General features: G+C 44.3%; 18 protein-coding genes and 5 pseudogenes. All 23 read right to left on the bottom strand.

The genetic code is table 11. The features are described 5' to 3' along the window. Window positions 1–90: 90 nt before the first annotated feature. The gene (locus JCM19033_RS16370; RefSeq protein ID WP_054637086.1) at window positions 91–2,022 is read right to left on the bottom strand and encodes a DUF294 nucleotidyltransferase-like domain-containing protein; all 1,932 of its coding nucleotides are present in this window, start codon (window positions 2,020–2,022) and stop codon (window positions 91–93) included. Next, a pseudogene (locus JCM19033_RS16365) lies at window positions 2,003–3,661 on the bottom strand (sodium:solute symporter family protein). Before JCM19033_RS16365 ends, JCM19033_RS16370 begins: the two are co-directional and overlap by 20 nt. 299 nt (window positions 3,662–3,960) lie before the next feature. After that, on the bottom strand, window positions 3,961–4,263 hold the full coding sequence (locus tag JCM19033_RS16360) for a DUF4212 domain-containing protein (protein ID WP_054637085.1): 303 nt from the start codon (window positions 4,261–4,263) through the stop codon (window positions 3,961–3,963). 116 nt (window positions 4,264–4,379) lie between these two features. Then, complete coding sequence (locus JCM19033_RS16355; RefSeq protein WP_054637084.1) at window positions 4,380–4,670, bottom strand: hypothetical protein; 291 nt, start codon at window positions 4,668–4,670, stop codon at window positions 4,380–4,382. 26 nt (window positions 4,671–4,696) lie between these two features. Beyond that, complete coding sequence (locus JCM19033_RS24395; protein ID WP_198153545.1) at window positions 4,697–4,873, bottom strand: hypothetical protein; 177 nt, start codon at window positions 4,871–4,873, stop codon at window positions 4,697–4,699. Window positions 4,874–5,293: 420 nt separating this feature from the next. Next, window positions 5,294–6,166 (bottom strand): M23 family metallopeptidase, encoded by an 873-nt coding sequence (locus JCM19033_RS16350; RefSeq protein ID WP_054637083.1) that lies wholly within the window; start codon window positions 6,164–6,166, stop codon window positions 5,294–5,296. Between the two features lie 200 nt (window positions 6,167–6,366). Beyond that, complete coding sequence (gene spoIID / locus JCM19033_RS16345) at window positions 6,367–7,398, bottom strand: stage II sporulation protein D (RefSeq protein ID WP_269758314.1); 1,032 nt, start codon at window positions 7,396–7,398, stop codon at window positions 6,367–6,369. Between the two features lie 349 nt (window positions 7,399–7,747). Then, window positions 7,748–9,073, bottom strand: a complete 1,326-nt coding sequence (gene murA / locus JCM19033_RS16340) for a UDP-N-acetylglucosamine 1-carboxyvinyltransferase (RefSeq protein WP_054637082.1) — start codon at window positions 9,071–9,073, stop codon at window positions 7,748–7,750. Between the two features lie 229 nt (window positions 9,074–9,302). Then, a complete protein-coding gene (locus JCM19033_RS16335; protein ID WP_198153544.1) occupies window positions 9,303–9,476 on the bottom strand; it encodes a hypothetical protein in 174 nt (57 codons plus the stop codon). A gap of 322 nt (window positions 9,477–9,798) precedes the next feature. Further along, window positions 9,799–10,032: a DUF1146 family protein gene (locus JCM19033_RS16330; RefSeq protein ID WP_054637080.1), complete on the bottom strand. Its 234-nt coding sequence runs from the start codon at window positions 10,030–10,032 to the stop codon at window positions 9,799–9,801. A gap of 514 nt (window positions 10,033–10,546) precedes the next feature. Then, window positions 10,547–10,954 carry a F0F1 ATP synthase subunit epsilon gene (locus JCM19033_RS16325; RefSeq protein ID WP_054637079.1) on the bottom strand — a complete coding sequence of 136 codons (408 nt, stop codon included), beginning with the start codon at window positions 10,952–10,954 and terminating at the stop codon, window positions 10,547–10,549. A gap of 28 nt (window positions 10,955–10,982) precedes the next feature. Then, window positions 10,983–12,394, bottom strand: a pseudogene (gene atpD, locus JCM19033_RS16320) (F0F1 ATP synthase subunit beta). A gap of 36 nt (window positions 12,395–12,430) precedes the next feature. Further along, window positions 12,431–13,288: an ATP synthase F1 subunit gamma gene (gene atpG, locus JCM19033_RS16315; protein ID WP_054637078.1), complete on the bottom strand. Its 858-nt coding sequence runs from the start codon at window positions 13,286–13,288 to the stop codon at window positions 12,431–12,433. A 51-nt stretch (window positions 13,289–13,339) separates the two neighbouring features. Further along, a complete protein-coding gene (gene atpA, locus JCM19033_RS16310; protein WP_054637077.1) occupies window positions 13,340–14,851 on the bottom strand; it encodes a F0F1 ATP synthase subunit alpha in 1,512 nt (503 codons plus the stop codon). A 96-nt stretch (window positions 14,852–14,947) separates the two neighbouring features. After that, window positions 14,948–15,408: pseudogene (locus tag JCM19033_RS16305) on the bottom strand (F0F1 ATP synthase subunit delta); the annotation flags it as partial. Further along, on the bottom strand, window positions 15,405–15,896 hold the full coding sequence (atpF, locus tag JCM19033_RS16300; protein WP_054637076.1) for a F0F1 ATP synthase subunit B: 492 nt from the start codon (window positions 15,894–15,896) through the stop codon (window positions 15,405–15,407). The gene atpF and the pseudogene JCM19033_RS16305, both read right to left, overlap by 4 nt. Before the next feature lie 101 nt (window positions 15,897–15,997). Then, window positions 15,998–16,207, bottom strand: a complete 210-nt coding sequence (gene atpE / locus JCM19033_RS16295; RefSeq protein WP_054637075.1) for a F0F1 ATP synthase subunit C — start codon at window positions 16,205–16,207, stop codon at window positions 15,998–16,000. Between the two features lie 81 nt (window positions 16,208–16,288). Beyond that, the gene (gene atpB / locus JCM19033_RS16290) at window positions 16,289–17,017 is read right to left on the bottom strand and encodes a F0F1 ATP synthase subunit A (protein WP_054637074.1); all 729 of its coding nucleotides are present in this window, start codon (window positions 17,015–17,017) and stop codon (window positions 16,289–16,291) included. A 77-nt stretch (window positions 17,018–17,094) separates the two neighbouring features. Further along, the gene (locus JCM19033_RS16285) at window positions 17,095–17,472 is read right to left on the bottom strand and encodes an ATP synthase subunit I (RefSeq protein ID WP_054637073.1); all 378 of its coding nucleotides are present in this window, start codon (window positions 17,470–17,472) and stop codon (window positions 17,095–17,097) included. Next, entirely contained in the window at window positions 17,469–17,702 is a 234-nt protein-coding gene (locus JCM19033_RS16280; RefSeq protein WP_054637090.1) for an AtpZ/AtpI family protein, read from the bottom strand. The genes JCM19033_RS16285 and JCM19033_RS16280 overlap by 4 nt, the downstream gene beginning before the upstream one ends. A 479-nt stretch (window positions 17,703–18,181) precedes the next feature. Beyond that, the gene (locus tag JCM19033_RS16275) at window positions 18,182–20,458 is read right to left on the bottom strand and encodes a S8 family serine peptidase (RefSeq protein ID WP_157049936.1); all 2,277 of its coding nucleotides are present in this window, start codon (window positions 20,456–20,458) and stop codon (window positions 18,182–18,184) included. A 471-nt stretch (window positions 20,459–20,929) separates the two neighbouring features. Further along, window positions 20,930–22,056, bottom strand: a pseudogene (gene wecB / locus JCM19033_RS16270) (non-hydrolyzing UDP-N-acetylglucosamine 2-epimerase). Between the two features lie 69 nt (window positions 22,057–22,125). Continuing rightward, window positions 22,126–22,753, bottom strand: a pseudogene (upp, locus tag JCM19033_RS16265) (uracil phosphoribosyltransferase). Between the last annotated feature and the right edge of the window lie 195 nt (window positions 22,754–22,948).

Below are 22,948 nucleotides of genomic sequence, written 5' to 3'. Positions count from 1 at the left end.
TGATGGGGTGCCAGGCACCCTAAATAAATGGCACCCTAAATGAATGGCACCCTAAAAAAGAGGAGCACCTTTTTTAAGGGTGCTCCTACATCATGCCGAATGCGCCGATGGCTGGTTCTGAAGGGACCTGATCGTTTTCAGCGCGAGCATGAGCTCTTCTTTGTCCCGTGATTTAATGTGAGTGAACTTGATTTCGCTTGAGCTTTGCTCCCCTCGTGAATAACGGTTCCATGACTGCTCTACCCGTATTTTTAATACGATCTCATAGGCAAACAGCAATTCATCTTCAAAGGCTTCTGTAAAGACACCTTTCCTTGTTAACTTCTTTATTTGATCTGTCGGCACTCCGCCTACCACTCCGTGATGAGCTGCGAGAATCTGCAAAGAGTGATGAAACGGAAATAACGCGTTCTTTTTGATATCGATAGATTCCTTCTTCAGCCTGAACAACGCTCGAATCGGGTGGTCCAACGTTTGCACCGGGGAGGCTTTTTCCTGTTCCGCTGCCCGGTAAAGAAAGATCCGGGACTTTTCCATCTGCTGCAGAACCATCTTCGTAAATTTCTCGTCTACGGCTTCTTCACCATATAGATAACGAAAGGCCAGGAAATTATGTCCCAGCAGAATATTTTCATTTGTAGCTCTGACCCCCCACGTACGGAGACGCTCTGCCCATTTTGAGACAGATCCTCTCCAGCTGTGCTCACTGGCCATCATATTGCCATCGCACGGCCGGTATCCAGCTCTCTCAAGCCAGAGGACAATCTCCCCGCCAAGCATGCGAAAATACATTTCTATTTCATCTGGATCTTGGTCGTCCTCAGGGTCTTCATAGACGAGGAAGTGATCCTGATCTGTCAGCATGAACTGTTCTCCCCGTCCACCGCTGCCCATCAAATAAAAGGAATAGGCAACGGGGGGCTTGCCGTATCCTTTTTCCTCTACGCTTTCCACAGCAAGAACGACACAATGGCGCACCAGACGATCAAAGAGCTGTGTAATGATATTTAAGATTTGCAGAGTTGGTATCTTATCTTGTATCAAATTGCCAAGCACTTCATAGATTGCTTTTTTTACGTGAGGCAGGGTCTCTGCATTTGATTCTTCTACCTCTTGTAAAATTTCAAACTTCCCGCGGTTCTGCTGGCGAAGAAGGTCCGAGAGTGTAAGCATTCCTTTTACACTCTCGTTTTCATCCACCACAGGCAAGTGCTTCACTCTGTTCATCAAAAAGCTGGACATGGCTTCATAATAATAGGCCTGACGCTGAATCGTAAAAGGACGCGGCGTCATAATCGTGCGGGCTCTGAGCCCGGAAGCCATACCTTTGGCCACAACCCTGTGAACCAAATCCTTTTCTGTAATAATCCCGACAAGCTTTCTATCCTCATCTTCTACAACAACGGAGCTTGTACTTTCTTTTACCATAATTCTTGCTATGTCATCGACTTCTGTTTCTTGGTCAACAACAATTGGCGGCGTGGTCATGATGTCCTGGACACGGCGGATGAACGCTTCGCTCTCACCCCACTGGCTGGCCAGCTGAACCTGTTCGGCAAGAGAAGCATAAATATCTCTCAAACGCACTGACACCTGACGAAGCACGTATTCCCTTACTTCTTCTTTGTCCCACCGCTTCTCGAGAACAGAATAAGGAATTTGCAGACAAACGGACTTCTCTACTGCCTGCACTTCAACCGTATAGTTTACCTCTACCTCACTTGGCTGGCCGAGAAAGTCGGCCAGACTTGAAAAGCCAATGATGTCTCCTGCTTCTAACACCTCAAGGACTTCCTGGCTGGAGTGTCCTTCTTTTGTGTTTACATATACCTCGGTCATTCCCTCAAGAATCAAAAGCAGTCCTTCTCTAGGTGTTTTTGAAAAAAGAACCGTGTCGCCCTTTTCATATTCACGAAGATTGCAATCTTCCATGAATGCACCAAATTCAGCGGCTGAAGCGCCGCTGAATAGTGGGTGATTTTTTATTTGGTTATAGTAGACATTATTTTCCTGAAGACTCATCCATCCAAACCTCTCCGTCTTTATAGGTCATTTGCTCAGGGTAACGTAGATCCATTACCTCATCCTGTAAGCGCTGGGCAGGTGGTGCAGTTAAGAGTGAAACAACAATCGTTACAATCAAGTTAACTGGTACACCGAACAGTCCTGCTCCTGTATCAATTATACCAAAGAACGTGATATCGTTCAGTGCCAGGAAGATATAACCTAGAGTTACACCAAGCCCTGAAAGCATCCCGGCAATCGCACCTTTTGCGTTCATGCGCTTCCACCATACCCCTAGGAAGAGTACCGGGAAGAATGTACCGCCGGCAATACCAAACGCCCAGGCAACAATCTGAGTGATTACTCCTGGTGGATCCAATGCTACAATACCTGCTACAACGGTAGCGGATACAATGGCAATTCGTCCAGCACGTAATCGCTTCTGATCGGAAGCCTCTGGCTTCAATAAACGATAGTAAATGTCATGGGCAAAGGATGAAGAAATTGTAATCAGCAAGCCGCCTGCTGTTGATAAGGCCGCTGCCATGGCACCTGCTGCAACAAGGCCAGTTACAAATAGTCCCAAATTGGCGATTTCAGGTGTCGCCATAACGACGATATCATTACTGATTACCAGGTCTTCCCAGTGTAGAACACCATCACCGGTCGTGTCTAGAATTTCCAGACGTCCTGTATCTACAAGGCTGTGTCCAGGCAGGCAGATCATCAATTGGCTGACCTACAACCTGAGTCATTAAAATAAAGCGGGAAAATGCAGCGTATACCGGTGCAGACAAGTAAAGAAGTGCAATAAACAGAATTGCCCAGGCACCACTCCAGCGAGCTGCTTTCATTGTTGTTACCGTGTAGAAACGAACAATAACGTGTGGAAGGGAGGCTGTCCCCACCATCAAGGTAAACATAAGAGCAATAAATTGAGCTTTCTGGCTTTCAGCAAAAGGTGCGAAATATTCTGAAAGTCCAAGCTCTGCGTCAATGGCTCCCAGCTCACTTACAACGTTACCATACGTCAGCCACGGGAATGGGTTTCCTGTAATTTGCAATGACATAAATACAATCGGAATAATATAGGCAACAATTAAGATCATGTACTGGGCTACCTGAGTCCAGGTTACACCTTTCATACCACCGAGTGTTGCATAAATTGCGATAATGACAACCCCGATCATTGTCCCATACATAGAATCAATGTTCAGGATTCTTCCAATTACAACCCCGGAACCAGACAGCTGACCGATGATGTAGGTAAAACTGATAATAATAGTTGCAATTGCCGCAATAAGTCTGGCAGTGTTACTGTCGAATCTGTCTCCAATAAATTCAGGGACCGTGTAGCGTCCGTATTTTCTAAGCTGAGGCGCCAATAGGAAGGTTAAAAGTAAGTAACCACTGTCCACCCCATGATGTAGGCTAATCCGTCATAACCAAGGAGCATAACCGTACCGGCCATCCCAATAAAGGACGCGGCACTCATCCAGTCACCACCGATAGCCATACCATTCCAGAATGGAGGAACTCCGCGGCTTGCTACGTAGAAATCAGAGGTAGCTTTCGCTCGGTGGTAAATCGATATACCTATATATAAGGCAAATGTTAAAAGTATAAGACCGATGGACGTTAAGGATTGAGCATCCATTGTAATCCTCCCTCACTATTTAAATCTTTTGCATATGTTTTATTACGACAGGAACTTTCAAGTTTCGTTCTAGCAGCCAGTCAGCTGTATTTTTTTCTTTGGAGCAGCCCCTCATAGTTGTTTCAACTTTCTGAAACCCTATATCTATCTCCCCTTGTCAGCATCCTGATTTCTAAAAGTGAAATGACTCTTTTTTCTCATTTTGTTAAAATAAAAGTGAATAGTTTTTTCTATTTACCGCTCACACGAACGGCCATTCGTGTGAGCTTTTTTATTTTCTCCCCCTGTACTTCTTCTCTTTAGTGATCCAGTGTCTTGCCACCGCTGATCCGAACATTGGATTCTTCATCAATGCCAAATTTCTTATCGACTCTGTCACTGATAATTGCGTTAAGGAATAGGAGCACTACAAACATGACTACAGCTCCCTGAGCCCCCATATAGTAATGAAGCGGCATACCCATAAAGCTAAATTGTGCAAAAAACTCTGCGAACGCCACCACCCCAAATGATACTAAAAACCCGATAGCCAGGAAGATCACGACAAGTGTGGTTCTTGTTTTGAAATAAGCATCTGCTTTCGCTTTTTCTACTTTTTGCATCCTTGCACCTCCTTATTTAATACACTTCCTCCCCTTCGTCCCTTTAGGTTAGAAGGGCACCACCCCCTTTAATATGAGTTATTATAAAGCCTTTCCTGGGATGAATGACTGAGCAGTCAATCTGGCTGAAATGATGGTTGCGCGTGCCTGCATGTCTTGCAGATCAGAAAAGGTGTTTTCTTTTTAGCGATCAAGTAATTCATCACGAGAATTCCCGGGATAAACACAAGAAATATAATATGAAAGAAATATCCTATGAGAAGAGCTGCCACTATCGGCATCGTTGAAGTTAAAAACATGTATCTCCATTTTAAAATGAGGAGAAGTTCTTCTTTCCCGCACTTCGGACAGGCTGCATAAGCTTGCTGCTGATTGCGCACTGTATGATTTGAGGCTTTTGCATTCATGCTTGTTACTCCTTTCTTTGTCATCCTTACCGAAGACTAAAGATAAATCGAATGGTTTCAAAAAAAGGCAGCGGCACCATAGCTATTTGAACGACCATATACAGTCCAATGACTCCAAAAGGTACAGTTAAGAGAAGCGGCTTTTTGAAATAAATAGTTCCTACAATGCAGAGCAAGGTAATTGTCAATAAGAGAATGAGCATCGTGATGACCCCTTTCTTTTTTTCATTAATCTGGTAAAAACTGAATACTTGCTCAGCTTAACGACTGCCATAAAAGTTCACTCGCCTCATTATCCTCCCCTCTAGTGTATCTGGGAGGTTATTATTCCACTATGCTGTGAAGGCCTGTCTTTCAAAAAATGTATGCGTTTTCAAAATATCGATTCGAAAACCTTTTATTCTTCTTTTCTCTATGTTCCTACCTATCTTTCTATGTTACTCATTATTTCAAATTTTCTGATTCTTAGCAACAGGTTTTTTAAATTATTTTAAAAAAATTCTTTTAATAATGAAAATTAAAATAAATAGGACCCTGGATATGGTTACCAGAGTCCTTAATAGAGAGGGAAGAACGGAAGCGTTGCCTTTACCTTCTTCCCTTTTTTATTTGGTTCGATTATATTATTCTACGTCTTCTTCGTTTTCTTCAGGCTGTTCTTCTTCCTCGTCTTGAGTGTCATCCTCTTGAGGAAGCATTTCTTCTAAGTCTTCATCGCCTTGATCTTCTGTGTCAGTTTCTTCTTTTGGCTCTTCTTTTGGCTCTTCTTCCTTCTCATCAGCATTTACAATTTCACTCATTGGCTGGTGAAGCATATCAACTGGATTTAATGCTTCTCCATTGCTTCGTACTTCAAAATGAGCGTGTACGCCAGCGTCAGTGTTATAAAGGTTACGGCCGGCCATTCCAAGAACATCGCCTTGGGATACAGAATCGCCTTCTTCTACTTCAAGCTTTTCAAGACTGTTGTAAGATGTAACCAAGCCATCTTCATGCTCAAGCTCAACAATATGGCCAAGCAGAGAATCTTTTTCTGCTTTTACCACTTCACCGCTTGCAGCAGCTGTTACTTCAAAAGTTTCATTGTCTTCTCTCGCTACATCGATTCCCTTGTTGTGGTAGTACATATTATTGTAATATACGAGTGCAGCTTGCTGTTCTTCTGTGGATGCTTCATGGTCATAGTAATAGCCAATAATCTCTACACTATCTTCATCACTAACAGGCATTTGTAGATTCTCAGTCTCTAAAGCTACTTCAACGGCATCTTCTTCATTTTGAGACTCTTCGCCCCACTCTAAATCATCTGGCGGAAGTGGCTCTTCTGCCTGGTCGTTCCCTGTTCCTTGAATGAAAAAGAACGAACCTAGTAAAATCGCACATGCACTTAGATAGACTGCAGGCCATACCCACGATTTTTTCATTGCGTCACGCAGCTTTGATGCCCTGGATTGAGATTCACGGGCAGCAGTGTGCTGTTTGTCTTCTTCTCTCATTTGATCATCACCTCAAAAACCATTCTGATCAAAACTGAGAGAAGATATACATCAATTTGGAAATTTTTTGTAAGGTTGCCCGTGAAGGTGCCTGGCACCCTTTTTGTAATAATAAGGTAAAGGCTGATAGCACAGGGCTTACAAGCTCATACTGTTTACAATTATATTACAAACCCCAGGGGTGCCAGGCACCTATAAATCTATGAAGCATCCTCTTCTCCTGTGACCATAGCTGTCAGGCGAGGAACGTATGGATCCACGACATCCACAGAAACTCCCTGGTAATAATGCTGAATGATGTCTTTATAGCTTTTTCCTTCTTTGGCCATTCCATCGGCTCCGTATTGACTCATTCCCACACCGTGGCCCCAGCCTTTCGTATAGACGACGACTTCATTTCCAAGCTGTTCAAAGGTAAAGTCACTGGAATCAAGCTCAAGCTTTTCCCGAACATCACGGCCGTGAAAGGTTCTCTCTCCAATCACAACTTCCGACACCCGTCCTCCCTCTGTTCTCTCTACAATATCTCCAATTGCACTTTCTCCAAGCGTGATGCCAAGCTTCTGTTCAAATTCGGTCTGAGTAAATCGTTTCGCATTTTCGTATCGAGGAGATTCCTGATCCCAGGGACTTTCCACGCTTCGTAGATAAGGAATTTCATTTTCCCAGTAATCCTCGGAATTCTCAGTGTAGCCGTTGCTCGTTGAAAAAAAGGCAGCCGTGATGGGTTCACCTTCAAATGTAAGCACCTGGCCCGCTGTTCCTTTTACCGCTTCTTCTATTTTGTTTATTTTCCACTCATACTCGCTTCCCCATTGCTCTTTCAACTCTTCTTTACTATGGTAGACCTGATGCATGGGAGTATCCGAAACCATGGCTCCGTCCGGCAGGTTGATGTCTGCAGGCTGCAGGACCTGCTGTATGATGTAAGTTCTAGCTGTAAGGGCTTGGGCCTTCAATGCCTCCATTTCGAAGCTGGCGGGCATTTCTGAGGCCACTACGCCTGTTACATAATCTTCTAAAGGGATCTCCTCAATCATTTCACTTTTGCTCCTAAAAACACTTACCTCGAGGTTATCTGCCATATCGCTGACCTCCTCGGAACTTGTTTCTGCTTCTGTTAAGGGTGCTGTACCATCAGCAGACCCCACAGAAGCCGCGTCGCTTCCTGAAAAAGCAATGACCAGCAGAGCCGGCATGACTAATAATAACCCAGTAAAAACCAGTCCCAAGCATAACAGTTTTTCATATGAATTTCCCCCATGACCCAAGAGTCTTCATGCAACCCAGTGATTAACTTGTCCTGCCTGTATCTTATTCACAGCAGGACACAGCTAAATAAGCTTTTCTTTTTCTGTATCAGCTTATGAATTCCAGGTCAGGGATAGAACAAGGATAGAAGGCATAAAGATACTCATGAAGAGAAAAAGGGATTCTGAAATGTTACATGTATGTTACAGACTACTGGGGTGCCAGGCACCCTAACAAAATGTCATATGAATGTTACAGGCTGCTGTGTGGTGTCAGGCACCTAAAAAACGACCGCTCCATTGGTGGAGTGGTCGTTTTGGAAGGATTACATTAGTTTACTGCTTTGTTGTTGCTGTTCATTGATACAACTTTGTCTTCTTCTATATCACTTTCTTCGATAACTTTTACGCGCTCAATGCGGGCTCCAAGGCTTTTCAGCTTCTCGTGAAAGTTTACATAGCCTCTGTCAATGTGACGAAGCTCGGTTACGTGAGTCTCTCCATCTGCAACAAGCCCGGCTAAAATAAGGGCTGCACCTGCACGCAGGTCTGTTGCGGATACTTCTGCTCCTTGAAGGCGTGTTGGTCCGCTGATGATCGCAGAGCGTCCTTCAATCTTAATGCTTGAGTTCATACGACGGAACTCTTCTACGTGCATGAAACGATTCTCAAATACTGTTTCTGTAACTACTGCTGTCCCCTTGGCCTGTGTAAGCAAAGCCATCATTTGTGCTTGCATATCAGTAGGGAAACCAGGATGAGGCATAGTTTTCAAATCAACCGGGCGAAGAATATCTGAGCCAATCACACGCATTCCGTTATCGTGCTCTTCGATCTTCACTCCCATTTCTCTCATCTTTGCCACGAGTGGACGAAGATGTTCAGTAAGAGCTCCCTCAACAAATACATCTCCCCGTGTAATAGCGGCAGCTACCATAAACGTTCCTGCTTCAATCCGGTCAGGGATAATAGTGTGCTCAGCAGCTTTTAAGCTTTCTACTCCTTCGATACGGATGCTTCCTGTACCAGCACCGCGGACCTTAGCTCCCATTGCATTTAAATAGTTGGCCAAGTCAACGATCTCAGGCTCCTCCGCAACGTTCTCAATTACTGTTGTCCCTTCAGCAAGAGACGCAGCCATCATAATGTTCTCCGTCGCACCTACACTTGGGAAATCTAAATAAATTTTCGCACCTTGAAGTCTTCCTTTTACCTTCGCTTCAATGTAGCCCTGGCCAATTTCCACAGTGGCTCCCATTGCCTCAAATCCTTTTAGGTGCTGGTCAATCGGGCGAGAACCTATGGCACACCCTCCAGGAAGAGCAATATGTGCATGCCCTTTTCTAGCAAGCAAAGGACCCATGACTAAAAAAGATGCTCTCATTTTTCTAACATATTCAAACGGTGCATCTGTTCCAAGAGCACCTTCAGCGTTTGCAACAAACGTATTATCCTTATATTCTACATCCATGTTTAAATGCGCAAGCACATTTTTCATTGTGTATACATCTGCTAAGGATGGCACATCATAAATTCTGCTTGTGCCTTCTTCGGCTAATAAAGAAGCTGCAATAACAGGCAGCACTGCATTCTTTGCGCCTTCTGCTTTTACAGTACCTTTCAGCCGCTTTCCTCCGCGTACAATAATTTTATCCAACGTATTCCCCTCCGCGTCCAATAATGATCCTAAATCTTTAAGGCAATTCTTAGAAGTCCCGATCCAGGCATGCCCCTTTTAAAATAGTTTCCTTCAATACAGTTAGACAGGAATCTCGCCTTACTGTTATTCGTATTCAAAAAGGCACATGGGCGTGCTCTTTACGGGTAACGTTCTTAGCCCAATGTTTAGTAGTTGGTCAGTTGCATTTATAAAGTGTAAGACGGTCCTAGTTTATGTCCGTAATGACTGCTGCTTTTTTTGTTCTTTTCATTTTCAAACTTGTGTAACGGATAAAGGGAATTACCACTGTCGTTGTCTCACCTTTTATCAAGGCATCTTCCTTTGGTGTTCTTCTTTCTGTAAAACCCCCACCGCTTTTCATCGCAGGCTTTCTTCTCATTCTTTTTTTCATTTTCTTGATAATACAGGAAAGTAATAAAGGAAAACTGAATCTGCATTTTAGCTGCTAATTATTGGCTTTTGACCAATAGCTTCCCTACCTCTTTCGTAATTTCCTTCCTAATAATGGAAAAACCTGCATCCATACTGCACTTACCCCTTCTGATGGTCAGCAAAACTTACAAACCTTGTACGTATTCCCGATGCCTATTTCTTCTGCCGAGTAATGTCCTTATCTAAATTGTGACCTGAACATAAGAGCTCATACATGGAAGAAGTAGTCAGCATCCACTTTTTTGAACGAATACGAGGATTTGCTTTGGTTAAAACAAATAACGAAGCATGAGTGACCAATTTAAATACTCAAGGAAAAATGCGCTCACGAGATGAGCCAGTGCGATTGTGACCAGGATCATAAGCATCTTTGCTTTTGGACCATCTGGCTGCCGCACAAAAACATCAAATCGGAAGCACTGTATGCTCCACCAAACAACCACCAAGAAAAAGAGATTGACGACGATATGTATGATAGCCTGTTGCCCTGCGGCATCTTCCATAACTCAAAACTCCTTACCGTCGAACTGACAATCCGAGAAGTATCATAGGTTAAATTCTGCCATATGAGAAGGGCCAATTTACCTATAAATTGCTTTTTTTAAAGAAAGCTTAATCTCTTTGTAATCAGCAATCCAATTTACATAATATCCTATCTTTTCTAAAGAATCTATAGATAATTTTTGTCGTTTCACAAAATATTATCAATTGGAAATGCTTACATTACTAAAAGAATATCAGATTGCTCTCTACGCTTTCTTTCGCAGGAAGGAGCCCCTGTAGACTGTCTCATACATACCCTTTCTAGGATTGTTAATAACTGCTCTTATATGTTCTCTTCCCGCGAGACAGAGAATAAAACAGCTTTTTTCTCCGCGAACTCAAAGATTGTTACAATAATGTTACAACTAATACGGGTGCCAGGCACCACGAAAATGTTACATAATTGTTACAAATAGGTTACAGGGCAAATAAAAAACGTACCTGAACGTCTAATGTTCGGGTACGTTTTTTGATTTATTTGTTATTCGCAACGTCAAGCCGTGTTGTTGCTCGTTTAAGAGCAAGCTGGGCTCTTTTGAAATCAATTTCGTCCTGTTTGGCACTTTCAAGCCGGCGCTCTGCCCGCTCTTTTGCAGCGCGGGCCCGGGCGACATCAATATCCGAAGGAAGTTCAGCAGCTTCAGCCAAAATGGTCACTTTGTCTGGACGAACTTCTAGAAATCCGCCGCTTACAGAAACGAGCTGAACATCGTTTGAAGATTTCTTCAAACGAACAGCTCCTACTGCTAACGGGGCAACCATCGGAATGTGATTAGGTAAAATACCGAGCTCACCGCTTTGAGCACGGGCGCTGACCATTTCCACATCCCCTTCGTATACTGTGCCATCAGGAGTTACAACATTGACATTCATAGTCGGCATGGTAATTCCTCCTTAACAGCATCCGGGCTTAGGACATGGCCTTAGCTTTTTCAAGCACATCGTCAATTGGACCTACAAGACGGAATGCATCTTCAGGAATGTCATCGTATTTACCTTCTAAGATTTCTTTGAAACCTTGGATGGTGTCTTTTACTTGCACGTAGGAACCTTTTTGTCCTGTAAACTGCTCCGCTACGTGGAAGTTTTGGGACAAGAAGAACTGAATACGACGAGCACGATGTACGACCAATTTATCTTCTTCAGATAGTTCATCCATACCAAGAATGGCGATAATATCTTGAAGCTCTTTATACTTTTGAAGAGTCTGCTGCACATTACGAGCTACCTCGTAGTGCTCGTCTCCAACAATTTCAGGAGAAAGGGCACGGGAAGTAGATGCAAGTGGATCCACCGCCGGGTAGATACCCATTTCAGAAAGCTTACGCTCTAAGTTTGTGGTAGCATCCAAGTGAGCAAACGTAGTTGCTGGAGCCGGGTCAGTATAGTCATCCGCAGGTACATAAATCGCCTGGATGGAAGTAACGGAACCTGTCTTTGTGGATGTGATCCGCTCTTGTAGCTGACCCATTTCCGTTGCTAGTGTCGGCTGATAACCTACCGCAGATGGCATACGGCCAAGCAAAGCTGATACCTCAGAACCGGCTTGTGTAAAGCGGTAAATGTTATCAACGAATAGAAGTACGTCAGCGCCTTCCTGGTCACGGAAGTGCTCAGCCATTGTTAAGCCAGTCAAGGCAACACGCATACGCGCACCAGGCGGCTCGTTCATTTGTCCAAATACCATGGCTGTTTTGTTAATAACACCAGAGTCTTTCATTTCATAGTAAAGGTCGTTACCTTCACGAGTACGCTCACCTACACCAGCGAATACGGAGATCCCCCCGTGCTCTTGCGCGATGTTGTTGATAAGCTCCTGGATTAGTACGGTTTTACCTACACCGGCACCACCGAAGAGACCGATTTTACCACCTTTTACATATGGAGCAAGAAGGTCTACTACTTTAATTCCAGTTTCGAGAATTTCCGTTTGTGTGGAAAGCTCTTCAAATTTTGGAGATTCACGGTGAATTGGATCCTTGCGCACTCCTGGTGCCATCGGCTCGTCCAAATCAATTGTTTCTCCTAATACGTTAAATACACGGCCGAGTGTTTCATTTCCAACTGGCACTGTAATTGGAGCGCCTGTATCTAATGCTTCCGCACCGCGAACGAGGCCGTCTGTAGATCCCATCGCTACGGTACGCACAGAGTCATCACCTAGATGCAATGCGACCTCTAATGTAACCTGTAAGTCAACAGAGTCAGCAGATGACGCCTTTTGATCGACAGTCAGGGCGCTGTCAAGTTCAGGAAGCTTACCGCTTTCGAACCTTACATCAACAACTGGACCATAACTTGTGTGACGTATCCTTTGTTCATCTCTTTCCCTCCTAGCCTGATAGAGATGTGAAATGTCTATTCTTGTGCCGCGGCACCGCCGACAATTTCACTGATCTCCTGGGTTATCGCTGCTTGTCGCGCACGGTTGTACGACAAGGTTAATTCATCAATAATGTTGCCGGCATTGTCTGTTGCCGAGCTCATAGCAGTCATCCGGGCACCGAACTCACTCGCTTTTCCGTCCAATAATGCTCCGTAAATTAAGCTCTCAGCATATTGGGGAAGAAGCTGCTGAAGAATGACTTCTTCAGACGGCTCGTATTCGTATGACTGTTTTACATTTTCTTCTGCTAGATCCGTAAGAGGCAGAAGCTTTGTTTCAGTCACTATTTGAGAAATCGGGCTGACAAAATGGTTGAACCATAAGTACAGCTGATCGACTTCTTCATTAGCGAACATATCTACCGCAGTGCGGGTTAAATTCTTGATATCGTTAAAGGAAGGATCATCTCCAAGACCTGTGATTTCAGAAAAGATTGGTACTCCTCTTCTTTTCAGCAAGTCTCTGCCGATTCGTCCTATCACAATTACTCCGTACTCGTCTGTTGAATTGTGACGTTCATCTACTTTGTTGAAGAAGTCACGCATCAAGCTAGAATTATAACCGCCCGCTAATCCGCGGTCAGATGAGATTACGATATATCCGGTTTTCTTTACCGGGCGCTCTTCTAACATGGGATGGCTTACATCTGTACTGCTTGATGCAATGCTTGCCACCACATCGCGGATTTTTTGCGTGTAGGGGTCATAGGACTGGGCTTTTGATTGTGCACGGTTAAGCTTAGCCGCAGAAACCATTTCCATCGCTTTTGTTATTTGCTTCGTCTTTTTTGTCGAAGTTATCCGCGTTTTTATTTCGCGCAAAGAGGCCATCTTTGTTCACCACCTTCTTGCTGGGCTGGTCATCCAAACAACATTCGCAGATTATTTTTTAGTTACGTTAAACGTCTTTTTGAATTCTTCGATCGCTTTATTAAATTCATCAGCGTCAGGAAGATTTCCAGTTTGACGAATGCTGTCAAGAAGATCTTTATTGTTATGCTCAAAATGAGTCAGCATTTCTGATTCAAAGCGGCGCACGTCATCAACTGGGATATCATCGATAAACCCTTTCGTAAGGGCATAAAGCACGACAACCTGTTTTTCAACAGCAAGAGGCTGATGAAGTCCTTGCTTAAGGATTTCAACCGTCCGCTCCCCACGATTCAGCTTCGCCTGGGTAGCTTTATCAAGGTCAGATCCAAACTGCGCGAAAGCTTCAAGCTCACGGAAAGCAGCCAGGTCAAGACGGAGCGTACCAGATACCTTTTTCATTGCCTTAATCTGGGCAGAACCACCAACACGGGATACGGAGATACCTGCGTTAACCGCTGGACGTACACCTGAGTGGAATAAGTCAGACTGCAGGAAGATCTGTCCATCCGTGATGGAAATAACGTTTGTCGGAATGTATGCAGAAACGTCCCCTGCTTGTGTTTCGATAAATGGTAAAGCAGTTAATGAACCTGCGCCTAGTGCATCACTGAGCTTAGCAGAACGCTCAAGCAAACGGGAGTGCAAGAAGAATACATCCCCTGGGAAGGCTTCACGGCCTGGAGGACGACGAAGGAGCAAGGACAGCTCACGGTAAGCGGCTGCTTGTTTACTCAAGTCATCATACACAACAAGAACGTGCTTGCCATTGTACATAAACTCTTCACCCATTGTTACCCCTGCATATGGAGCAAGGAACAATAGCGGTGCCGGGTCAGAAGCACCTGCATTTACAACAATCGTGTAATCAAGAGCACCTTTTTGACGAAGGGTTTCTACAACCCCTGCAACGGTGGATTCCTTTTGCCCGATTGCAACGTAAATACAAATCATATCTTCTTCTTTTTGGTTAAGGATCGTATCGATCGCGATTGCCGTTTTACCAGTTTGACGGTCACCAATGATTAACTCACGCTGTCCGCGGCCTACTGGAATCATGGAATCGATCGCTTTAATACCGGTTTGAAGTGGTTCATGAACAGATTTACGGTCCATAACACCAGGTGCAGGACTTTCAATTGGACGGCTTTTAGACGTTTCAATTGGTCCTTTTCCGTCTACAGGTTGTCCAAGTGGATTTACAACGCGGCCAAGAAGCTGCTCCCCTACAGGAACTTCCATGATGCGGCCTGTACGTTTTACTTCATCGCCTTCACGAATCTCGGAATACGGTCCAAGGATTACGATACCGACGTTGTTTTCTTCTAAGTTTTGAGCCATGCCCATAATGCCGTTTGAAAATTCGAGAAGCTCACCAGCCATTACGTTTTCAAGGCCATGAGCACGGGCAATACCGTCACCGACTTGGATAACAGTACCCACTTCATTCATTTCCACATCAGATTCAAAATTCTCAATCTGCTGCTTAATGAGAGAGCTAATTTCATCAGGTCTAATGCTCATTTCGTTCACCCCTATCTTCTATCGTCTTCCGGAGGTAAGCTCGCGTTCAATGCGGGTAAGCTGGCCTTTTACACTGCCATCAAAGATCTTGTCCCCAATTCGGAGCTTGACGCCGCCAATGAGACTATTATCAATTCTGTTTTCAATGTATAAAGTTTGCTTCCCAACCTTTTTTGCGAAGCTTTCAGAGATTCTCTTTTGTTCTTCCTCATTAAGAGGTTTTACCGTGTAAGCAATTGCTCTGCCTACACCTTGTTCATCATCGGCTAATGCTGGAATTTATCTACCATTGGCAGTACTTCATCAATGCGGTTTCGTTCAAGGAGGAGGAGAAGGGTATTGCGAACTGTGCTGCTTAGTGGGGAAAAGCTTTCTTTAATTACTTCTTTCTTTTTCTCCATATCCACCTTTGGGTGATTTAATAAGCCTTGCAGCTTTTTGTTATCCTGAAATACTTTTTGCACTGCATTCAATTCATCACCAATTTGAGTAAGTGTTCCTTTTTCCTTCGCCAGCTGAAAGAGAGCCACACCATAACGATTTGCTATTGCGCTCATACTTTCTCGCCTACTTCTTTGAGATATTCATCGATAAGTCTTTCTTGCTCTTTTTCATCAAGTTCTTTCTCAATGACTTTCGTTGCAATCAAGACAGATAAGGACGCCACTTGTTCACGTACAGAAGAAATAGCTTGTTCCTTTTCATGGCTGATTTCAGCCACAGCATCGTTTTTGATACGTTCTGCTTCTGACTTCGCCTGGGCAATAATTTCTTCGCCCTGCTTTTCACCAGTTTTCTTTGAATTTTCTATAATGGATTGAGCCTCTTCACGAGCACGCTCAATTTCCTTACGCTGGTCTTCTAAATACTGTTCAGATTCTTTACGATTCTTCTCAGCTGTTTCAATTTCATTGGCGATATGTTCTTCACGGTCTTTCATCATGTTCATGAGAGGTCCCCACGCAAACTTACGAAGGATAGCCAATAGTATAATGAAGGTTACAAGCGAAAATATCGTATCGCCCCATGTAATTGTATCAGGCATAGGATTCACTCCTTTCAGCAGTCATTACAAAAGGAATGGCGAAGCTTCTTAGAGAATATAACTCCGCCATTGGGTTCTGACATCAATCATCAAGATGCTTGTTAGAATAATGCGATAAATGCGATTACGATTGCAATGATCGGCAGGGCCTCAACAAGGGCTACCCCGATAAACATTGTAGTTTGAAGTGTTCCACGTAGTTCTGGTTGACGAGCGATCCCTTCGACTGTTGCACGGACAATGTTAGATACACCAAGACCTGCACCAAGTGCAGCAAGACCTGCGGCAATTGCAGCTGCTAAAGCTTCCATAAGTAAAATCCTCCTTAAAAATGTATGTTTGAAAATATAATATTTAATAAGCTCTTGGAATAAAGAGCAAATTCCCAATGACTAGTGATCTTCTTCAACTTTATGGGCCATGTAAACCATTGTCAGCATTAAGAAAATAAATGCCTGGATTGCCCCGATGAAAATACTGAATGCCTGCCAGGCTACCATTGGAGCTACACCAACCATCGCCCCGACCAGGCCGCTTCCTCCCAAACCTGCGAGAAGAGCAAGCAAGATTTCTTTTGCGTAAAGGTTACCAAACAAACGCATTCCAAGCGTCAAGGTGTTAGCTACTTCCTCGACAAGCTTGAGCGGGAATAAGAATGGCACAGGTTTGAAATAATCTGCTCCATATGCTTTGAATCCCTTCATCTTGATACCGTAATAGTGGGTCAGTACAATTACAAAGACCGCAAAGGTTAATGTAATAACTGGATCGGCTGTTGGAGATTTCCACCAAACTTCATGACCTGGTTCAGCTACGATCATAAATGGGATCCCCAGCATGTTTGCTACGAAAATGAATAGAAATAAAGTAATCCCCAGACCGAAGAATCTTTCACCTTTCTTCCAGTCCATTGTACTGTTGATGATGTTTCTTACGAAGTCGATGATCCATTCGAACACATTTTGTAGTCCAGTTGGTTTCATCTGAATACTTCTGGCGCTGAAGATACCTATTAATGCCACAATAATAGCTGTCACTGTGATCATCATGATGTTTGAAAGGTTGACTGAGAGCCATCCAATACCAAATAGCCCTTCCACAATGGGTGCACCGTGATCCACGAGTTCTCACCTCTTTCCCTGTAATTTGCTGTTACCTAGAGCATTCTTGTTCTTAGTGCTTGGCCCTTTTTCACCGCTTACTGCTTTGATAAGCGTCTGATTTGCAATAAGGCATGGACAAGAATCAAAATATAAGGTGTCATCAAACCGACAACAAGTCCAACAATGTTGAATGTGTCAGGATAACGTATTGCTAAGAGTGCAAGCAAACCTGCAAGCGCCAGGCGCGAGACTGTTCCTATTGTAAAAAACTTTTTCCCCTTGTCGATTGCTTCATTAAGCTTCGTTATCTTACGGTACATGCTCCAAAGCATGTACAAGCTGAATAAAGCTCCTAAACTCAGGCTAAGAAAAAGCGTCTCATAAGGAGTGAATCCCCAGCCAAGCACATATAATGCGGTCAGATAGAGGGTGTACTGAGTGTACTGTTTGATCATTAGGCTAAAATCTTTCATTCATCATCGTCTCCCAGGTAATGCCCGAGCAGACGGACTAGTCCGTACACTCCTGCCCCAAGACCGCCAAGGATGCCTAACACTAAAAAGAGAGGCTCTGTGCCCAACAAGCCATCAAGCCACCTTCCTCCGAAAATTCCAACGAGGAGAGGCCCTACAAGATAAGATAAGACAGAACTCATCAGCGCGATGGCCCGAAAGTCTTGTGGAGGTTTCTTTTGATTGCTCATGCCAGCCCCCATACACGGTAATATAGGTGAAAAAGCACCTTCCTGCTTGTGCACAATCCTACAAAGTCGAAGGACACACCTGTTTCCAGGCTTTTGCATAATACAGGCACTTTAAGAATTTACCTTGCGGGTAGAAACTGATTTTCATTCCACGTAACGCTTCATTGAACCAGCTAAAGAGATTTATTATGTAAACCCTCTCATATACTTAGTCATCGTACAATAGGGGAAAACATCTGTCAATGTGGTTAAATAAGAAAAAAACTGTTAAATCAAGGGTTTCCCCAATTTTATTTAATGTGTCAATTGCGTGACATTTTTCACAATAATTTTTGGTGCCTGGCACCTCTGTCGTTTTGTAACATTTCACATCCTGTTATCCTTTTATGGCAGGATTATTTGTATTTTTATATTACAATCCCATTGAGGTGCCAGGCACCCTGAAAAAAGCCGGAGGTCTGCATGGGACCTCCGGCCATCTACTGTACGTCCTCTTCTTCATCAGAAAAGAGAATTTCGTTTTCATCTAACAAAATTAGTGTTTCGTACACATCTTCCTGGTCTTTATGTCTTGCAAAGATCACCGCCATGTACAGTCCGTTTTCCACAGGGAGATCTTTAAAGGGTATGATCTTTTCGAATAGTCCCTTATTGATATTCCTGCTTTTATCAAGAGTACCAACGTAGGCTGCCGTGTCCGGGTCATAGAGGGCAATTTCCAGCTCCTCTGCCCCTCCCGGCAAATACACTTCGTATTTGAACCCTTTCTTTTCTGGTTCTGGCTCTAGTTGAAAAGCACTGACTCTCGGATAATTCGGTTCATTGACAAAGAGGAGAAACGGCAGGTGAATGGTTTCCTTCCCTCCCTCTATCAAAAGCTCACCGTCAAGGCGTTCGTAAGAGGCAAGCTCCGGATTAATATCAAGTTCAATCGTCACTTCTTTTTTCTCACCTGGCTCTAAAATAACAGGCATCGGCAGGCGCCACCGCAAACCAACTCCAAGACCGGTAGGTGCAGAAAAGGTGTAGGTCCTCTTGCTGTCTGTATGATTTTCAATGGTCACCTTCTGCTTTTGTTTCTCTTCAGGCTGGGCTGACTCCCATACGCCAAAGGACAAAGCTCCCGGGTGGACTAATGTGTCAGCTTCCACCGCTTTTGGTATGTCTATTCTCCCAGCTCCTTGCACAAAGGGAGGATATCGATGGTCTTCGTTATCTTTTAACGCAACTGCGGTATTCATCAAGGCTGCTTTAATCTGAAGAGGGGACCAGTCAGGATGAGCCTGTTTTAAAAGAGCTGCGGCACCAGCTACGTGAGGAGCAGCCATGCTTGTGCCGTTTAGTGCAAGGTAGCCATTTGGTACAGTGCTGTCTATTTCCACTCCTGGAGCCACTACATCCGGTTTAATATCCCATGATTGCGTAACCGGCCCTCGTGAGCTGAATAGTGCCATGTGATCCACTTCTTCTTCAAAGGTTGTACGGATCACTGTAGCTGCAGATTCTTTTGCAGCCTGATCTCCTTTTATTGCTTTGGATAAAAACTCTCCGTCTTCCTTGGAAATACTGATTGCAGGAATGTTGGATGCTTGTTCTGTTCCGGCTGCAAATGGACCGGAAACATTGTTATAAATCAGAACAGCTATGGCTCCCGCCTTTTCTGCATTTTTTATTTTTGTGCTTATGGAAACACCGCCTCTTTCTATGAGAACCGCCTTCCCCCATACAGAGGTTAAATCATCTTCAAGGCCAAGGCCTCCTTCCACTAAAGGAAGATCTCTTTGGAAGGTCCACGGCAGGCTTCCTTGAATGGATAAAATAGGAATGGAACGGTCATTCTGGGAAAACAAAGTAAGCACAGGGATTTTCAAGGGAGGCATGGAAGCACCGACCGATATTGCCTTCTCACTCGTTCCTGGAGAACCCACGCTCCACATATCTGGTCCACTGTTTCCATTTGAGGTGACGGTTACAATCCCCGCTTGTGTCGCCTTATCCAATGCTTCACTAGTCGGCCAGTCCGGTCCATTTATAGGACTGCCAAGTGAAAGATTTAAAACGTCCACTTTGTCTTCCATGGCTTTTTCAATTGCTGCCAGGATCTGCTCCGTTGAACCATGCCCACCAGGGCCCAGGGCACGGTATACGTAAAGGTCGGCTTCCGGCGCTACTCCCCGTACCGTCCCGTTAGCTGCGATAATACCCGACACATGTGTTCCATGAAGAGTTCCCTTCCCCTTCCTGGATTTAGTCTCCATAGGATCTTCATCGTCATCGACGAGATCATATCCTTGTTTATAGTTTTTTTGAAGATCCGGATGATTATAGTCTATGCCTGTATCAATGACACCTACTTTCACACCTTTTCCTGTAAGACGAACTCCATTTTCATCAAGCTTATTTCTAATATCCTCGGCTCCAATAAAGCGAATGCTTTCATTGAGAGAAGCTTCATAGGCGACCGCCTGGTGGCTATTTTTTACGCCCTCTATAGCTTCTAGACGGGGAATATCTTTTTCAACAAGAGAAACGGACAGACCATAAAATGCATTTTTGTAGCTTTGCCTTATTTCCGTGTCCGGCAACTGCTCCTCAATCCTGTCTTTAACTGCATCCAGGTCTTCACTGTTTTCCACTGAGATAATAACGGTGGTCCTCTCATCTACAGCGTAGGCATCATAGATTGTCAACGGAGACCATACAAAATTGAATATTATAATAAGCTGGAGGACTATCATCAATTTGTGTTTACCCACTTAGGCGCTCCTCCCTCTTTTTTGCTTATCTTTTCAAAAACAAGAAAAAAATATTCATAAGCCGGGTCCGTATTTGGGGGTATATCGGGGTGCATTTTTGTATTCGGGTGCCTGGCACCCCAGCCTCTTGTAACATTTCAAATTGCCAATTCCCTCTCTCGACGCAGGTTCCAGAATTTCTTGTGTTACAGCCTCTCTCCGGTGCCTGGCACCCCAGCACCTTGTAATATTTCAAACTGACGCTTCCCTCTCCTGACGCAGGTTCCAGGAGTTTCTGTGTTACATCCTCTCTCCGGTGCCTGGCACCCCAGCCTCTTGTAACATTTCAAATTGCCGCATTCCTCTTTCAACGCTGGTTTCCCGTCTTTTTTTGTTACAGACCTTTATTGGTGCCAGGCACCGTCTGTGGGTGGATGACAAATGTTTGCAGCACAAAAAACTGGCTCATTCAATAGTGAATGAGCCAGTTTTTTATAACGGCCGAAAGGTATCCGGCTTATCTTCTTTTTTCCCAAAGTAATGCAGGATTGCCTCGGTAATTCTTCGTGAAGCTTCACCATCGCCATAGGGGTTAGATGCCTTTGCCATTCCTTCATATGTGTCGCGGTCAGTTAACAGCTCTTTTGTCAGGCTGTAGATACGTTCTTCATCTGTCCCGGCAAGCTTTAAGGTTCCAGCTTCAATTCCTTCTGGTCGCTCTGTTGTGTTACGAAGAACGAGAACAGGCTTCCCCAGGGAAGGAGCTTCTTCCTGAATGCCCCCTGAATCTGTTAAAATGATCTCTGCCTTGATGCGAAGTTATGGAAATCGAGCACTCCCAAAGGTTCAATCAGGTGAATGCGGGGATCATTCCCTAAAATGTCGTCTGCTGCTTCACGAACGGCAGGGTTTAAGTGAACTGGATAGATGACCTGTACGTCTTCATGCTCTGTCACAATGCGCTTGATCGCTCTAAACATGCCCCGCATAGGATCGCCCAGATTTTCTCTGCGGTGAGCAGTCATTAAAATAAGACGATCATCACCCAATTTATCAAGAGCTTCATGGTGGTAGTCCTCTGAAACGGTTGTCTTTAGGGCATCAATAGCTGTATTCCCTGTCACATATACATGTTCAGACTTTTTATTTTCATCTAATAGATTCTTTTCAGCCTTTTCTGTAGGAGCAAAATGAAGATCGGCCATGACGCCTGTCAGCTGACGATTCATTTCTTCAGGAAAAGGAGAATACTTGTCCCACGTTCGCAGACCAGCTTCTACGTGACCAACAGCAACTTGATTATAATAAGCTGCCAGACCAGCCGCAAACGTAGTAGTCGTGTCCCCGTGAACAAGAACCACGTCCGGCTCTACTTTTTTGATGACATCATCCAGGCCTTCAAGAGCTCTTGTCGTCACACCTGCCAGTGTTTGTCTGGCCTGCATGATTTGCAGGTCGTAGTCAGGTTTTATATCAAAAACCTCCAGCACCTGGTCAAGCATTTCTCGGTGCTGTCCCGTTACCGTTACCATCGGCTCAATCTCTTCTGAATACTTTTTCAGCTCTAAAACAAGAGGTGCCATTTTAATGGCTTCAGGTCTTGTCCCAAAAACAGTCATGACTTTAATCTTTTTTTCCACGTTCGCCGCTCCTTGGTTCAATGGTCTGCCGTACCTAATAGGTGAATGTTACTTCGTTCCAAAAAGACGGTCGCCGGCATCCCCGAGGCCAGGGACAATGTAGCCTTTTTCGTTTAGCTTCTGGTCAAGAGCACCCAGGTAAATTTCCACGTCAGGGTGTGCTTCCTGAACCACTTCTACACCTTCTGGAGCAGCAATCAAACACATGAGCTTAATGTTGGTGGCTCCCCGTTTTTTGATACTGTTAATAGCTTCAGCAGCTGAACCGCCAGTAGCCAGCATTGGATCAATAACGATAAACTCACGCTCTTCCACGTCGCTAGGAAGTTTCACGTAATATTCAACAGGCTGAAGAGTTTCAGGGTCACGATAGAGTCCAACATGCCCTACTTTAGCAGCTGGTATCAAATCAAGAATTCCATCTACCATTCCAAGTCCTGCACGAAGAATCGGAACAAGGCCAAGCTTTTTCCCTGCAAGTGTATGACTGGGCGGGACCGACTGGGGTCTCCACTGTCACTTCCTGCAATTGAAGGTTTCTTGTGATTTCAAAAGCCATTAAAGCTGCTACTTCGTCTACGAGCTCGCGAAATTCTTTCGTGCCTGTGTTTACGTCTCGAATGAATGTTAGTTTATGTTGTATCAACGGATGATCTAAAACATGTACTTTACCCATGAATGCATGCGCTCCTTTTTCTTAAAAGCTTACGTGCCATATTATATATTCTTTGAAGATTCTACAGAAAAAGAGCTCTTCCTTCAAGAGATGTTAAAAAGCGTTATGATTCTGAAAATATTTGTAAGTTTTCTTGTTGGTCCTTTCACACAGCCTGCTAATTTGGCACCCTGCAGCTTTGCTCGCTTCCCTGCT

This window comes from Thalassobacillus sp. C254 (genome assembly GCF_001310615.1).
This window is presented reverse-complemented; position numbering and strand designations above follow the sequence as displayed.

Excerpts from the sequence above, each read along its gene's own strand:
- JCM19033_RS16325 (WP_054637079.1), bottom strand. The coding sequence starts at position 10,954 with ATGCCGACTATGAATGTCAATGTTGTAACTCCTGATGGCACAGTATAC.
- atpA (WP_054637077.1), bottom strand. The coding sequence starts at position 14,851 with ATGAGCATTAGACCTGATGAAATTAGCTCTCTCATTAAGCAGCAGATT.
- atpF (WP_054637076.1), bottom strand. The coding sequence starts at position 15,896 with ATGCCTGATACAATTACATGGGGCGATACGATATTTTCGCTTGTAACC.
- JCM19033_RS16350 (WP_054637083.1), bottom strand. The coding sequence starts at position 6,166 with ATGAGAGAAGAAGACAAACAGCACACTGCTGCCCGTGAATCTCAATCC.
- JCM19033_RS16360 (WP_054637085.1), bottom strand. The coding sequence starts at position 4,263 with ATGCAAAAAGTAGAAAAAGCGAAAGCAGATGCTTATTTCAAAACAAGA.
- atpG (WP_054637078.1), bottom strand. The coding sequence starts at position 13,288 with ATGGCCTCTTTGCGCGAAATAAAAACGCGGATAACTTCGACAAAAAAG.
- JCM19033_RS16335 (WP_198153544.1), bottom strand. The coding sequence starts at position 9,476 with ATGAGAAGAAAGCCTGCGATGAAAAGCGGTGGGGGTTTTACAGAAAGA.
- atpE (WP_054637075.1), bottom strand. The coding sequence starts at position 16,207 with ATGGAAGCTTTAGCAGCTGCAATTGCCGCAGGTCTTGCTGCACTTGGT.
- JCM19033_RS16355 (WP_054637084.1), bottom strand. The coding sequence starts at position 4,670 with ATGAATGCAAAAGCCTCAAATCATACAGTGCGCAATCAGCAGCAAGCT.
- JCM19033_RS16370 (WP_054637086.1), bottom strand. The coding sequence starts at position 2,022 with ATGAGTCTTCAGGAAAATAATGTCTACTATAACCAAATAAAAAATCAC.
- JCM19033_RS16330 (WP_054637080.1), bottom strand. The coding sequence starts at position 10,032 with ATGGAAGATGCCGCAGGGCAACAGGCTATCATACATATCGTCGTCAAT.
- JCM19033_RS24395 (WP_198153545.1), bottom strand. The coding sequence starts at position 4,873 with ATGCTCATTCTCTTATTGACAATTACCTTGCTCTGCATTGTAGGAACT.
- JCM19033_RS16285 (WP_054637073.1), bottom strand. The coding sequence starts at position 17,472 with ATGAAAGATTTTAGCCTAATGATCAAACAGTACACTCAGTACACCCTC.
- JCM19033_RS16280 (WP_054637090.1), bottom strand. The coding sequence starts at position 17,702 with ATGAGCAATCAAAAGAAACCTCCACAAGACTTTCGGGCCATCGCGCTG.